The organism is Pseudoalteromonas ruthenica, assembly GCF_008808095.1.
Classification (GTDB): domain Bacteria; phylum Pseudomonadota; class Gammaproteobacteria; order Enterobacterales; family Alteromonadaceae; genus Pseudoalteromonas; species Pseudoalteromonas ruthenica.
In genome coordinates this window covers 2,986,818-3,000,623 of the sequence record NZ_CP023396.1, presented here as the reverse complement: position 1 = coordinate 3,000,623, position 13,806 = coordinate 2,986,818, and the positions used below count along the sequence as shown (strand labels likewise).

Annotated in this window: 14 protein-coding genes; 7 read left to right on the top strand and 7 right to left on the bottom strand. The window is 47.8% G+C overall.

Translation table 11 applies throughout. The features are described 5' to 3' along the window. The first annotated feature begins 5 nt into the window (after positions 1–5). Positions 6–1,037, top strand: coding sequence for a protein-glutamate methylesterase/protein-glutamine glutaminase (locus PRUTH_RS14125; protein WP_045979087.1), 1,032 nt, complete (start codon positions 6–8; stop codon positions 1,035–1,037). Here the strand turns inward: PRUTH_RS14125 and PRUTH_RS14120 are convergent. Then, complete coding sequence (locus tag PRUTH_RS14120) at positions 1,015–2,058, bottom strand: polysaccharide deacetylase family protein (protein ID WP_151173549.1); 1,044 nt, start codon at positions 2,056–2,058, stop codon at positions 1,015–1,017. The two genes, PRUTH_RS14125 and PRUTH_RS14120, sit on opposite strands and share 23 nt — an antisense overlap. Positions 2,059–2,097: 39 nt before the next feature. Here PRUTH_RS14120 and dinF point away from each other — a divergent pair, with 39 nt between their 5' ends. Next, positions 2,098–3,369, top strand: coding sequence for an MATE family efflux transporter DinF (gene dinF / locus PRUTH_RS14115; protein ID WP_257220956.1), 1,272 nt, complete (start codon positions 2,098–2,100; stop codon positions 3,367–3,369). Here the strand turns inward: dinF and PRUTH_RS19325 are convergent. Next, positions 3,314–3,610 (bottom strand): hypothetical protein, encoded by a 297-nt coding sequence (locus PRUTH_RS19325; protein ID WP_045979089.1) that lies wholly within the window; start codon positions 3,608–3,610, stop codon positions 3,314–3,316. The genes dinF and PRUTH_RS19325 overlap by 56 nt on opposite strands. Next, positions 3,588–4,163 (bottom strand): Fe-S biogenesis protein NfuA, encoded by a 576-nt coding sequence (gene nfuA, locus PRUTH_RS14105; protein WP_022943718.1) that lies wholly within the window; start codon positions 4,161–4,163, stop codon positions 3,588–3,590. The genes PRUTH_RS19325 and nfuA overlap by 23 nt, the downstream gene beginning before the upstream one ends. Positions 4,164–4,313: 150 nt before the next feature. Here nfuA and PRUTH_RS14100 point away from each other — a divergent pair, with 150 nt between their 5' ends. After that, entirely contained in the window at positions 4,314–6,863 is a 2,550-nt protein-coding gene (locus tag PRUTH_RS14100; protein WP_151173547.1) for a M14 metallopeptidase family protein, read from the top strand. Between the two features lie 29 nt (positions 6,864–6,892). Here the strand turns inward: PRUTH_RS14100 and PRUTH_RS14095 are convergent, their stop codons facing one another. Then, the gene (locus tag PRUTH_RS14095; RefSeq protein ID WP_151173546.1) at positions 6,893–7,570 is read right to left on the bottom strand and encodes a ComF family protein; all 678 of its coding nucleotides are present in this window, start codon (positions 7,568–7,570) and stop codon (positions 6,893–6,895) included. A gap of 95 nt (positions 7,571–7,665) precedes the next feature. Here PRUTH_RS14095 and bioH point away from each other — a divergent pair, with 95 nt between their 5' ends. The 3 genes from bioH to PRUTH_RS14080 all read left to right on the top strand — a co-directional run bounded on the left by bioH (position 7,666) and on the right by PRUTH_RS14080 (position 9,611). After that, positions 7,666–8,400, top strand: a complete 735-nt coding sequence (bioH, locus tag PRUTH_RS14090) for a pimeloyl-ACP methyl ester esterase BioH (protein ID WP_138587354.1) — start codon at positions 7,666–7,668, stop codon at positions 8,398–8,400. 96 nt (positions 8,401–8,496) lie between these two features. After that, positions 8,497–8,805, top strand: coding sequence for a hypothetical protein (locus tag PRUTH_RS14085; protein ID WP_151173545.1), 309 nt, complete (start codon positions 8,497–8,499; stop codon positions 8,803–8,805). A gap of 2 nt (positions 8,806–8,807) precedes the next feature. Then, entirely contained in the window at positions 8,808–9,611 is an 804-nt protein-coding gene (locus tag PRUTH_RS14080) for a putative metalloprotease CJM1_0395 family protein (protein ID WP_151173544.1), read from the top strand. Positions 9,612–9,772: 161 nt separating this feature from the next. Here PRUTH_RS14080 and PRUTH_RS14075 read toward each other — a convergent pair whose 3' ends face one another. The 3 genes from PRUTH_RS14075 to PRUTH_RS14065 form a co-directional block, all read right to left on the bottom strand. Then, the gene (locus tag PRUTH_RS14075; protein ID WP_151173543.1) at positions 9,773–12,097 is read right to left on the bottom strand and encodes a Tex family protein; all 2,325 of its coding nucleotides are present in this window, start codon (positions 12,095–12,097) and stop codon (positions 9,773–9,775) included. A gap of 133 nt (positions 12,098–12,230) precedes the next feature. Further along, positions 12,231–12,809: a CBS domain-containing protein gene (locus PRUTH_RS14070; protein ID WP_045979094.1), complete on the bottom strand. Its 579-nt coding sequence runs from the start codon at positions 12,807–12,809 to the stop codon at positions 12,231–12,233. A gap of 34 nt (positions 12,810–12,843) precedes the next feature. Further along, positions 12,844–13,158, bottom strand: coding sequence for a hypothetical protein (locus tag PRUTH_RS14065; protein WP_151173542.1), 315 nt, complete (start codon positions 13,156–13,158; stop codon positions 12,844–12,846). Between the two features lie 75 nt (positions 13,159–13,233). On the opposite strand from PRUTH_RS14065, the gene greB reads away from it, so the two are divergent. Further along, positions 13,234–13,716, top strand: a complete 483-nt coding sequence (gene greB, locus PRUTH_RS14060) for a transcription elongation factor GreB (RefSeq protein ID WP_022943727.1) — start codon at positions 13,234–13,236, stop codon at positions 13,714–13,716. The last annotated feature ends 90 nt before the right edge of the window (positions 13,717–13,806 follow it).

The window sequence follows — 13,806 nt, the reverse complement described above, 5'->3', positions numbered from 1 at the left end:
TGACCATGATCCGTGTATTAATTATCGATGACTCAGCGCTAATCCAGTCACTATTAAAGGAAATTATTACTGACGCCCATGATATGGAGGTGGTGGGCTGTGCCAGCGATCCCTACCAGGCAAGGGAGATGATAAAACAGCTCAACCCTGATGTGCTCACTCTCGATATTGAAATGCCAAAAATGGATGGCATCAGCTTTTTAAAAAACCTCATGCGCTTGCGACCAATGCCGGTGGTGATGATTTCGACACTGACCCAGCAGGGCGCACCTATTACACTCGAAGCGTTGGAGTTGGGAGCTGTAGACTTTGTTGCTAAGCCCACCAATAATGTTCGCGCCCAAATGCAAGCTTATGCAGGTTCAGTACAGCAAAAAGTGCGCACTGCGGCTAAGGCCAACATTCGTCGTCACTCCAGCAAAACACTTGCGCCGGTAACCGTTCAAAAAGACCAACAGTTTAAACTCAACCACCTCGTAGCCATAGGTGCATCTACCGGTGGTACCGAAGCTATTAAAGAAGTGATTACGCGCCTACCTGAAAACTTCCCTGCGGTGGTTATCACCCAACACATACCACCGGTATTCAGCCAGTCTTTTGCCATACGCATGAATAATGTTTGTGCGATGCAGGTGCACGAGGCAAGTGATGAGCAAGTCATTAAGGCAGGCAATATCTATATCGCGCCAGGTGGCGAGCACCTGATGGTGCAGCGTAAAGGCGGTAAGCTGGTGTGTCGGTTGTCATCAAGCGAACCGGTTAATCGTCATCGTCCAGCGGTGGATGTGATGTTTTCGTCCATTGTTGAGCAACAACTAGCTAAGCACACCTGTGCACTATTGCTAACGGGCATGGGGGCTGATGGTGCCAAGGGGCTGTTACAGTTAAAACAGGCAGGAGCAGTAACAGCGGCCCAGGATCAGGCAAGTTCAGTGGTTTGGGGCATGCCCAAGGCCGCCATTGACCTTGGGGCCGCACAGGTAACCTTAAGTTTAGCTAAATCTCCGCAATGGCTTATTGAGCAGGCGAAGAAGTGATCACCCAAGGTTGTGAAAACCAAAAGTAGCGCCCGCTCGCTTGTTGTGAAGGCGCAGTGCAGTTGTAACGGGCACGCCCGTCTCCCAACTCTTGTTTAGCGGTGATTTTAACCTGCTTAGCAGAGAGCCAGTTGAGTTCGGCCCGACCTTGACCAGACACATAGCAAGCGAATTGATTTTGATGAAAGCCTTTTTCTTTGAACGAGATCGTCAGTTCAGGTTGGCGTTTTGTCGTGACCGTATCGTCATAGGTTAAGGTATCGATATGAAACGGCAGGGATGCCAGTTTAGTAGACAGGGTATCCAAGTCTGCATAAAAACCAGATGCGGGAAAACGTGGTAAACGCGTAAAGTCGTTGTCTGGACCTACGGCCCCTGAATGTTGTCCTATGCCAACATAACCCATGTCTTGCACCAGTTTTTGTAAGGCTCGGTCAAATTCGCCATAAGGGTAGGCTAAATACTTTAAGCTGTAACCCAACTCTTCCTCTATACGTTTTTCTGAATACTGTAAATCCGCGCGGATACGTTCTTGCCATTGGGCGTCACTCTCGCCATCTAAGCGGTGGTGCAGATAGTCATGCTGAGCGCTATGATTAGCGATAAGGGCACCTTGCTGACTGAGTGTCTTGAGCTGCTCCCAGGTCATGACATAGCTGCGCTGCTCATCAATAAGTTTGGGGTTAACAAATATGGTATAGGGGTAGCCGAACTCGTTAAGAATAGGCGCTGCTTGCTCAATGTTGTTGTCGTAACCATCATCAAAGGTAATGGCCACGGTTTTATCATTATAGCTTTCGCCCTGTTTGAGTCCTTCAATCAGAGTGTCTAACGCAATGACTTCAAAATCATTTTTTTTAAGGTACTGCATATGAGCACGAAATGTACTGGCATCAACACTGGTGACCTTAGGCAAGGTTTTACTTACGTGATGATACTGTAGAATAACGGCAGCTTGAGCCGATGCGCACGCCAGTGCAAAGAAAGAGAAAATTACTACATGGGACACTTTTTTAAACATAATACCCACCATAAAAGCTTATTGATGCTTGCTGGGCCTATGATTCTATCGAATATCACCGTGCCATTACTAGGCTTGGTTGATACGGCGGTCATAGGTCACCTCGGGAGTGCCCATTATTTAGCAGGTATAGCCCTAGGTGCAACGGTTATTTCCATGTTGTTTTGGCTGGCGGGCTTTTTGCGCATGAGTACCACCGGGCTTATTGCTACGGCTTATGGCGAACAGAACAAGCGCCAGCTTGTGGCCTCGCTACAGAAAAGTATCATGTTAGCGCTGCTGGTGGCGCTACTACTCATTGTTTGCCAGCATCCTTTAGCCTGGTTAATGGCACAACTCTCCGATGCCTCGGCGCAAACAATTGAGCAAGCCAATCATTACTTTTATATTCGTATTTACAGTGCCCCCGCAGCACTGAGTAACTTGGTGTTGTTGGGTTGGATGCTCGGTGTACAGTATGGTCGTGGCCCTTTCCTGCTGGTGTTATTAACCAATGTGGTCAATATAGCACTCGATCTTTACTTCGTATTGGGCCTCGAAATGGGAGTCAAAGGTGCGGCCTTAGCATCCGTGATGGCTGATTACTGCGCTCTCGTGTTTGCACTGTGGTTAGTGAGCCGTTTATTTAAACGCCATCAATTACAATGGCACTGGTATTTATCCCCTAAACTACTGCAGTTAGGCGCCTTGCTGCGTCTCAATGGCGATATTTTCTTTCGTTCGCTGATGCTGCAGCTGTGCTTTAGCTTTATGACTTTTTACGGGGCGCGTCTTGGTGATGTGGTGTTGGCGGCGAACGCGGTGTTAATGAATTTCTTATTGCTAATCAGTTTTGCTATGGATGGTATTGCTTATGCAGCGGAGGCCAAAGTGGGGCAGGCTAAAGGAGCCAAAGATGAGCAACGTGTGCGTATGTGGGTGCGTATCAGTATGCAATGGAGCTTAGTTTTTGCGTTGCTATATGCACTTATCTTCCTACTCGGTGGTGCGCAAATTATTCGTCTGCTGACCGATGTGCCCGCAGTTAACGCCATGGCGATTACTTATTTACCTTGGCTTATCGCCATGCCACTTATCGCTATGGGCTGTTTTCTATTCGATGGTGTTTTTGTGGGGCTAATGCGGGCCAAGGATATGCGCAATACCATGATCTTCTCAGCAGCTGTGGGCTTCTTTGGTGTTTTTGCCCTGACTCAAGGTTTAGGTAATCACGCGCTGTGGGCGGCGATGACGGCCTTTATGGGCTTGCGCGGGATTACTTTGGCGCTGCGTTATCATCGTCTGGCCAAGTCACATCAGTTGCTGATATAACCTGCGAAAAGCGATTAGCAAAAATTCCCAGGTAGCCCCAAAAGGCAAAAAATAGGGCTACGGCGAGTAGAATAAGGCCAGGGACTTGTAACAGTGGTACATAAAAGTAGCCTGCCGCAATGAGGCCCATGGCGATGGCAAATAAGCCTAAACCGATAAAAAATCGCCTGAGGCTTAGCTTGGGCTCGCTGCCCAAGCTATATACTAGGCGTTTAAACTTAGTAGTATGAGTGTTCGCCACGGCTATGCTCGGTGATATCACGCACGCCAGAGATTTCGCTAAATTTAGCGACCATTTCCTTCTCGATACCCTCTTTGAGGGTCACATCAATCATTGAACAACCATTACAGCCGCCGCCGAATTGTAAAATGGCAATGCCATCAGCGGTAATTTCTACTAGCTGTACTTGACCGCCGTGATTCGCAAGCTGTGGGTTCACATCAGTTTGCAACATGTGCTCTACACGCTCCTCTAATGAGGCATCGTCAGACAACTTACGTGCTTTAGCATTAGGTGCTTTGAGAGTGAGTTGTGTGCCCATTTGGTCGGTAACAAAGTCGATTTCGGCATCTTCCAAAAAGGGTGCACTCTCACTGTCGACAACAGCATCGAAGCCATTGAAGTTCAGACGAATGTCACCTTCCTCAACGGCATCGGCAGGGCAGTAAGACACCCCGCACTCAGCTTGTGATGTGCCAGGATTGACAACAAATACACGGATGTTGGTGCCTTCGGCTTGCTCACTAAGCAATTTGGCAAAGTGGCTTTGAGCAGATTCTGAAATTGTGATCATAGTAACAACGCTATACTTGACTATTTTACTCGGTTACTGCGTATCATACTCTGCTCATCGCGTTGTCGCCAGTGTTGACCGTAAAAAGTTGGCTTAATTTTAATCGGGTGGTAGCGTGAGGACTATGGTCCTCTAACAGCAATAAATTCCATGCGTCGAATACTTTTTCTAGTGGTGCTTTTATTTGCATCTTCACTGAGTGCTAAGCCACTCGATTACTACTTTAACAATGATATTCAGTTCGACCCTAATGTCCCTACACCACAGTCGGTGCTTGGGTATGAAGTCGGTGAGTGGCATGTACGCCACGATCAACTGGTTTACTATATGCGTGCTTTGGCCGATGCCAGCGAACGTGTCAATATTGAAACCATTGGATACACCCATGAGCGGCGACCATTGCTGATGTTAACGTTTGCTGCACCACAACGCTTAGCCGATATCGAGCAAGTTCGCGCACAACACTTAGCGCGCTTAGAGGGTGAGCCGGGCACGAACGATGACCCTGCTGTGGTTTACATGGGTTATAGTGTTCATGGTAATGAATCTTCAGGCAGTAATGCGGCATTATTAGTAGCGTATTACTTGGCCGCAGCACAAGATCAGCGTGTTGAGAAGTTACTCAATGACACTGTGGTGCTGTTGGACCCGTCGCTGAACCCAGATGGCTTGGCACGTTTTGCAAACTGGGCAAACTCAAACCGAGCCATGACACCCAGTGCCGACCCTCAAACACGCGAACACGATGAAAACTGGCCGAGTAGTCGCACTAACCATTATTGGTTTGACTTAAATCGCGACTGGTTACTACTGCAACACCCTGAGTCTCGGGCACGTATTGCTCAGTTCCATAAGTGGCAGCCCAATGTGCTGACCGACTTTCATGAGATGGGGCCAAGCAGCACTTATTTCTTTCAGCCAGGTATACCATCACGGAAAAACCCGCTAACACCCAATGGTAATGTTGATCTAACCAAAGCCATCGCGAAACATCATGCTCGCATCCTTGATAGTGAAGAGCGCTTATATTTTACCGAAGAAGCATTTGATGATTTTTATGTTGGTAAAGGTTCCACTTACCCAGATGTGAATGGCAGCATCGGTATTCTCTTTGAGCAGGCGAGTAGCCGAGGCCATGTTCAAGATACTGTTAATGGTCAAATGGACTTTGCTTTCACCATAAAGAACCAGCTTCTCACTAGCTTCTCTACTTTTGATGCGGTGCTTGAAAACCGTCAGCAGCTACTTGATTATCAGCAGGACTTTTACCAACAAGTAGGTAAGCTCGCAGATAAAGACAAGTTGAAAGGTTATGTGGTGAGCGCACCTAAGGATGCTACCCGTTTAGATTATTTCTTAGAGTTACTCGCGCAGCATCAAATTAAGGCTTATGCACTCGAAGAACAAACCACTGTTGATAAGCGCACTTTTGCTGCGCCTAATAGCTACTTTGTGCCACTGGCGCAACGCCAATACCGACTGATTAAGTCAATTTTCTCTGAGCAGCAAAGTTTTAATGACAATACCTTTTATGACGTATCTGCTTGGACACTTGCCCATGCCTTTAACCTTGAGTTTGCGCCATTAAGCAGTACTTGGGGGCTGGAGCTTGCAGAGCAGCCATGGCAACAGGGTGCGCAGCCATCAGCGCAAGAACTAACAAGACACTACGCGTATGCCTTTGAGTGGTTCGACTATGATGCACCTAAATTATTAAGCTACTTGCTTCGTGAGGGAGTCAACGCTCGCGTTGCCTTAGCACCACTGAGTGCAAAAAGTGGTAACGCGACAAAACAGTTTGCGGCGGGATCTATTGTTATTCCAGCAGGCATACAACAACACGAACATTGGCTAGAAATTTTAAATGAGGCGCAACAACGCTTTGCTATACCTATCGTTGCCTTGGATTCAGGATTAACCAGTAAAGGCGTTGATTTAGGTTCGCGGCAGCTTGCTCCTGTGCACTTACCAAAAGTGTTGCTGGTGGGCGGTAAGCAAACCAGCCAGTACGAGGTGGGCGAGCTGTGGTATTACTTAGATCGCCATGTGGGTATCACGCCAAGCATTATTGAGTTGGACAACCTAAGTGGTGTGAGTCTAGATAATTACACCCACATCGTGCTCGCCAATGGTCGCTACTCGGCAATGAGTAAAGCGCAAAAAGTGGCACTACAAAAATGGGTTAAACGCGGTGGTGTTATCTGGGGCCAAAAAGGTGGAGCTAAGTTCTTGGTTGACCAACAAATACTAAAAGCCAGTTATGTATCGCGTAAAGATATGGCCGCAGTATTCGCAACCGAAGGTCTCAAATATGGTGACCAAGATATGCTTGCCGGTAAGCAGCGTATCGCCGGGGCTATTTTTAATACGGAAGTCGATTTAACGCACCCGCTGAGCTACTCGTTGACTCGTAAGCAGCTGCCAGTATTCAAAAACAGCACCTTTTTGCTTGAGCAATCCAGTGCTCCATTTGTTAACGTAGCGAAATACACCGAGAAGCCATTATTAGCTGGGTTTACCCATGATAACAACGTAACGCAAGTCGCTAATGCAGGAGCCATTGTTGCGCACTCATATGGGCAAGGTACGGTGGTCGCGATGACAGACAATCCGGTTTTCCGAGGTTTCTGGTATGGCACTAGCCGTATCTTTAGTAATGCCTTATTCTTCGGTGAGCATATTCACGCTCGCGGTGAATAATCCAAAGAGCTGGCTTTAGCCGGCTCTTTTTACTTTGCGGTTAGGCACACAACCCAGGCCGATACCTCTTTTGCCCCAGCCTCTTTTAACTTACGAGCAGCACTGTCTACGGTAGCGCCTGTGGTCATGACATCATCAACGATGGCAATGTGCATATCCTGAACACGCATTCTAACGGTAAAGGCGTTGGCTAAGTTTTTGCGTCGCGAACGCGCTCCCAGCTTAGCTTGTTGCTTTGTGCTCAATGGTCTGGCAAGAGCATTGGCGACAAATAAACCTTGTGGCACCGCCTGCTGCCAAAGCAGCACACATTGATTGAAGCCGCGCCAAACAAGCCGGGGATGAGCTAAAGGGATAGGCACGATACTATCAGGCCATTGCCAATTATCAGCATGGCTAAGAGTATATAAATGCTGCTGTAAAAGCTGTGACACGGCGACCTGGTAGTGCAGCTGATGGGCGTACTTGTATTGCTTTAGCCAAGTACTCACGGGTGGCCGATACCACTGCAAAGCCACTAAGTGATCAACATAGCGCAATGGAAACAGTCGTTGAATATCGGCACGAACTAATAAGTCGGGCTCAGAGAAGGTGCTAAATGCCGCGCAACAGTGTTGACATAACTGTGCTCCCATCGGCAGAGACTGTGAACAAAGCTTGCAGTACTGCGGAAATAGCCAACTGCGCAGGTGTGATAGAGCATCCATTGCATAACCTTTAAATCCCGTTATTATTGCTACATTGCGTGCTTGGGCTCTTAGCCCAGGCAATCCGTTTTAATAGTGGGTGTGGTCGTTAGAAAATGCAAAAACAATTGGTGTTACTGCACGGTTGGGGAATGAATAATAAGGTATGGGAGCTTATTCGCCCAGAACTCAACTTTTTATTTGATGGCGACGTACGTGCGTTGGACTTGCCAGGATATGGTGAGAGTCAGCAGTTACACACTTATGATTTACCGACTATGAGTGCGGTGCTTGCAGATCAACTGCAGGACAACAGCGTTATCGTGGGGTGGTCTTTAGGTGGGTTGGTAGCGCTTTACCTTGCCTATTTTTACCCGCATAAGGTCAGCAAAGTTATCCTTGTGGCATCCACTCCATTTTTTGCCCAACAAGCCGACTGGCCGGGTATAAAAGCACAGGTTCTAGAAGATTTTAGCTCGCAACTGCTGAACAACAGCGCAAAAACCATCGAACGCTTTTTGGCTATTCAAGCAATGGGTAGTGATACCGCCCGTGCCGATACAAAGCAATTAAAAGCGTTACTTAAGCAAGCACCACCGCCTCAGGCTGAGGCATTGCGCCAAGGCCTGGATATTTTACAACACCATGACTTACGCCACGAGTTTGCCCATATTAAGCAACCAGTGGGTGCTATTTTTGGTCGTTTGGATGCCTTGGTTCCCTACAAAGCTATTGCACAAATGCAGGCGTTGCGTAGCGATTTAGATATCGCCGTGCTTGATAAGGCCTCTCATGCGCCGTTCATATCTCATAAAGATGAATTTTTAGCTACTTTAAAATCAATGCTTTGACCTAAAACCAGCGAGACATAGCCGAAACACCTTTATTTCGTCTACTTTTTGCGCAATAATAACTATAAGTGTAATTGTAATGTAGGTGGGAAAGTTATGCCTGTAGGAGCTATTTTTAATGCTGGTGTAGAAGGCTTTAATCGCGCTCAACAAGATGTTGAGCAAGCGACCGCTAACATTAATCGCGCCACTATTGAGCGCCAAGACCAACAGCAAACTCAACAGGGTCGTCAACTTCAAGGTGCCAATGCTGATGAAGCGGTAACGGCTCCGGTGTCACAGGCTCCGCGCGTGGATGAGGAGCTGGTGAATCTTAAAGTAGCTGAATTCAACGCTAGAGCTAACACTGAGTCAATTCGTACTGCCGATGAAGTGTTAGGAACAATTATCGATATTCGTGCATAGACATGAACATAGTCACGCCAACGCCAACTATTAATTTTAATACCGCAAACGTTTACACCGAGAGTGTAAGGCGTGACAACCAGCTGCGCGAAGTGATCCCCGAGCCTAAGCAGCCAGCACAGAGTGCAACCGATAATAAAGCTGCATCAGACGCAGACAAGGCACGTAACCCCGGTCAGAGTAAAGACGCGCAAAGCAGCGAAAAAGAAACAGTTGCCCAGCAGAAAACGATTAACGAGCGCGATAGTGAGGGGTCTGAGGAGCAATCTAGCGAGCAGCAGCAACAGCAGCGCGAGCAGGAACAGCAACAAATCCAAGAGCTTGCAGAACGTGACCGTGAAGTTCGAACCCACGAGCAAGCCCATGCATCGGTAGGGGGTCAATATGCCGGCTCACCGAGCTACGACTATCAACGTGGTCCAGATGGCAAAAATTACGCGGTGGGTGGAGAAGTACAAATAGATGTGGGTGAAGTACCGGGCGACCCACAAGCAACCATCGAGAAGATGCAGCAGGTACGCTCAGCGGCGTTGGCGCCAGCAGAGCCCTCCGGTGCTGATCGAGCCATAGCGAATGAAGCAACGCAAAAGCTGGCCCGGGCTCAGGCTGAGTTGGCTGGGCAACAGCTCAACACCTCTGAAGAGGAGGAAACGCCAACACCGCCAGCATTCGCAACCAATGAGCCTACTCGTCGTTTTGAGCGTGACCAAGAGGTTGAATCAAGAGCCCTGCGTATTGCCGATTTTTATCAGCAAGTCAGTGCGCCGCAAGAGCGCAAGCAATCGGCTTTTATGGCGCAGGTTTAGCGCTACTTTTCCCTTTACTCGTCACCCCTATACTAAACACATTTCCTATTTCTGCCTGAAATGGTTTATTTAAAAGCAACGGCACCATCATAGCGACTGCTGATGCGTTAGTGAGGGCCAAAAAAACGCAGCGGTTGCTGCGTTTTCTATCTTAAAAAAGCTTACTTCTTAAGTTTGGCAAAGGCCTCAGCGAAAGCATTGCCCATAGCGGCGTTATTCGCTTCTTTAGGCTTGCGCGGTGCGCCTTTACCTTTGTTTGTAGCGCCTTGAGGCTTTCTCGTTTGTTTGCGCTCCGCTTTCGCCGCACCAGCAGCCGGTAGCTCATCGTTTAAGCGCATGGTGAAGCTGATGCGCTTACGCGACACATCCACTTCCATGACTTTTACTTTAACAATATCACCGGCTTTGACCACTTCGCGTGGATCGCTAATAAACTTGTCGGTTAACGCAGAAATATGAACTAAACCATCTTGATGAACGCCAACATCAACAAAGGCGCCAAAGTTGGCGACATTGGAAACGACTCCCTCAAGCACCATGCCCGGCTTTAAATCGGCTATGGTATCAACACCGGCTTTAAAGGCCGCAGTCTTAAACTCAGGGCGTGGGTCGCGGCCCGGTTTGTGTAGTTCTGCAATAATATCGGTGACCGTAGGCAGGCCAAACTTATCATCGATATATTCTTGTGGATTGACGTCCTTCAATGCTTCTGCATTGGCTATCAGGGCATCAATGGGCTTACCCGTTTTTGCGCAAATGGCCTTTACGACTGGGTAGGCTTCTGGGTGCACAGCTGAAGCGTCCAGAGCATCTTTACCACCGACAATACGCAAGAATCCGGCACTTTGTTCGAAGGCTTTAGGACCTAGGCGCTCTACTTTTTTCAGCTCAGAGCGACTCGCAAAGGCACCATGCTGATCACGGTATTGAACGATGTTCTGCGCCAAGGTTTTATTCAGTCCGGAAACTCTAGTTAATAGGGGCGCAGATGCGGTATTTACGTCAACACCCACGGCATTTACACAGTCTTCTACAACTGAAGTCAGGGTTTGCCCAAGCTGACTTTGTGATACATCGTGTTGGTATTGGCCAACACCGATGGATTTTGGTTCAATTTTTACCAGCTCTGCTAACGGGTCTTGCAAGCGGCGGGCAATAGAAACCGCGCCACGTAATGAGACATCTAAATCCGGAAACTCTTGAGCTGCAAACTCAGGCGCAGAATACACTGAAGCGCCCGCTTCACTGACCATCACTTTATTCAGTTTGAGCTCCGGTTGTGCCTTGATAAGTTCGGCGATGAGTTTATCGCTCTCGCGGCTGGCGGTACCATTACCAATGGCAATTAACTCGACTTTATGTTGACGACACAGTTGCTCAATCGTGCGTAGCGATTTATCCCATTGATTTTGTGGAGCATGTGGGAAGATGGTGGCGGTTGCTAAGACTTTGCCGGTGCTATCGACAATGGCCATTTTACACCCGGTACGCAAGCCAGGATCAAGGCCTAAAGTGACTTTCGCGCCTGCTGGCGCAGCCATTAATAAATCTTTTAGGTTCTTGGCAAACACATCTATGGCACCGGTTTCTGCAAGCTCACGCATCGCCGCTAAAAACTCATTCTCTAGATGCAGTGATAGCTTCACTTTCCATGTCCACTGCGCCACTTGGGCGAGCCAGGTACTGGCTGCTTTGCCTTCCAGCGGCAAATTGAAGTGCTCGGCTATCATCGACACACATAAAGCATGGCCATCAGCGCTCTCGGCGTCTGGGTTAATACTCAGTGCCAGTACGCCCTCGTTGCGCGCACGAAGCATGGCTAAAGCGCGATGAGAGGGAACACTCGCCACGCCTTCACTGTGTTCAAAGTAATCTTGGTATTTAGTTCCTGACTGCTCTTGGCCAGCAATAACCTTACTTTCAATATGACCATGTTGCTTAATATGTGCACGCAACTTGGCAAGCAGCTTGGCATCTTCGGCAAAGCGCTCCATCAGAATAGCGCGGGCACCATCTAATGCTGCCTTATTATCTGCGACTCCTTTATCGGCATCGACATATTCTGAAGCTTGGCTTTGTGGGTCAAGATCAGGGTTCTCGAATAAGGCATCGGCCAAGGGCGCCAGACCCGCTTCGATAGCAATTTGCCCTTTTGTGCGGCGCTTGGGCTTGTAGGGAAGGTAGAGGTCTTCAAGCTCTGTTTTAGTCGTTGCTGCGGCGATGTCGGCTTGCAGTTCGCTAGTGAGCTTATCTTGCTCTGCAATGGTTTTAGTAATGAATTGACGGCGCTCTTCGAGCTCACGCAGGTAACCTAATCGCTGCTCTAGGGTGCGTAATTGAGTATCGTCTAATCCACCAGTAACTTCTTTTCGGTAACGCGCGATAAACGGTACTGTTGCCCCTTCATCAAGCAACTTGGTTGCTGCGATCACCTGTTGCTCTTGCGCTTGCAACTCTTGCGCAAGCAAAGTTGTGAGATTGCCCATTGAAAACCTTTACACTTGTCGCCCTAATACGGGCACATTAATCATAATTGCATTGGATAATATCACAGCCAACAGTGAACAGAAGGGCAAATTTCGCCGTCCCTGGCGAGGTGTTTCACTTTACAAAACTTTGTTAATGCGGATGCTCGACGCTGGCTACAACCTCTTGAAAAGATTGTGCGACAGGAGTGATATCTAATGCGATACCTAACTTTCTGGCAATAGCACGGGCGCAGAAAACTCCAGTTACTTGCTCTTTGTCAGTCACTAATAAATAGAAACTGCCACGGTGTTCCATAGTGCTGAGTACATTACCCAAGGTGGTATTACGTGCAGCAAGCATACTGATACAGGGCAGGGTATGCAGCGAACGCATCATGTCATGAACCAGTAGCTCACTAGGGTTGATGCCCATTTGTGCGGCTTGGGTCGTGACTCGCGCGCTCTGTAATTCGACGCTAGAAGTAACGCCTAGCACGTTATTCTGTTCATCGACCACTAACAATGCGTTTGTGGGAGTAGCGCTGGCAAGTTTTCGTGCAGCGTTCAAAGGGGTGTTAGCCAAAATGCGAACAGGCGCTTGGGCTGTAAAATCTTGCAGTAATGTCATGGCATTACTGTTGGTGTTTAACGCCTCTGGTACAACTTGGGGAGCAGTAAATTGGCTCGCACTTGTTACATAATGAGTACGTAAGGTTTTAAAATCAGTCATGATCTTCTCCAAATAATTGTTAATAAAAAACAGCTTATTTAAAGAAAATGGGAGGCGCTCGTTGTTGTGGGCGTAAGTTACATAGTGCACCCTTACCTAGCTCGGTGTGAGCCGCTCTAAGTGCTAAGGATTGGTATGTATTTGCTGAAAGTGAAGCAGCGGTAAAGTCAAAATCTTTCTCGCTGTCTTTATCTTGAGCTGGGCTTGAGGTAGCTTCTAACTCGAGGGCGACACTCGGCTGATCAGTAACGCTACAAAATTGCGTGTGAGCATTGGCAACTCCCCAGCTGTTAAGCACAAGTAGGCTGAGTACCAATAATATTATGTGTTTTACACTGTATTTGTGCATCACTATACTCGCCTAAAAATACCGCTACATTTAACTATGTAATGCAGACTGTGAATTAAAACTGAACAAAAAGCAATGAAAACGAAATTAATTACACGCCGTGGATACCAGCAGTTGCAACGAGAGTTAGACCACTTATGGCGCACCGAGCGCCCAGAAGTAACGAAGAAAGTCGCTTGGGCGGCGAGCTTAGGTGATCGCTCGGAAAATGCCGATTATCAGTATAATAAAAAGCGTCTGAGGGAAATAGACAGGCGCGTGCGTTATTTGCGTAAGCGCTTAGAAGACCTTCAAGTTGTTGATTACAGCCCTCAGCAAGAAGGAAAAGTATTTTTTGGCGCCTATGTCGAAGTGGAAGATGAACAAGGCGAAGTGTTACGCTTTCAAATTGTCGGTCCAGATGAAATTTATGATAGCAAAACTGTCATCTCAATTGATGCACCAATGGCGCGAGCGTTGTTAAAAAAGCAGGTTGATGATGAGGCCTGGGTATCTACCCCTACAGGGCGCAAACTTTGGTACATCAATGACATTCACTATCGCAGTGACGATAGTTAGGCCGACAACAAATGTAACAATCTAATTGGTGTTGTACATTTCCCCTGCCCGCTATTTCGAATATAGTTAATGGAGGAAAAACAACGAAAA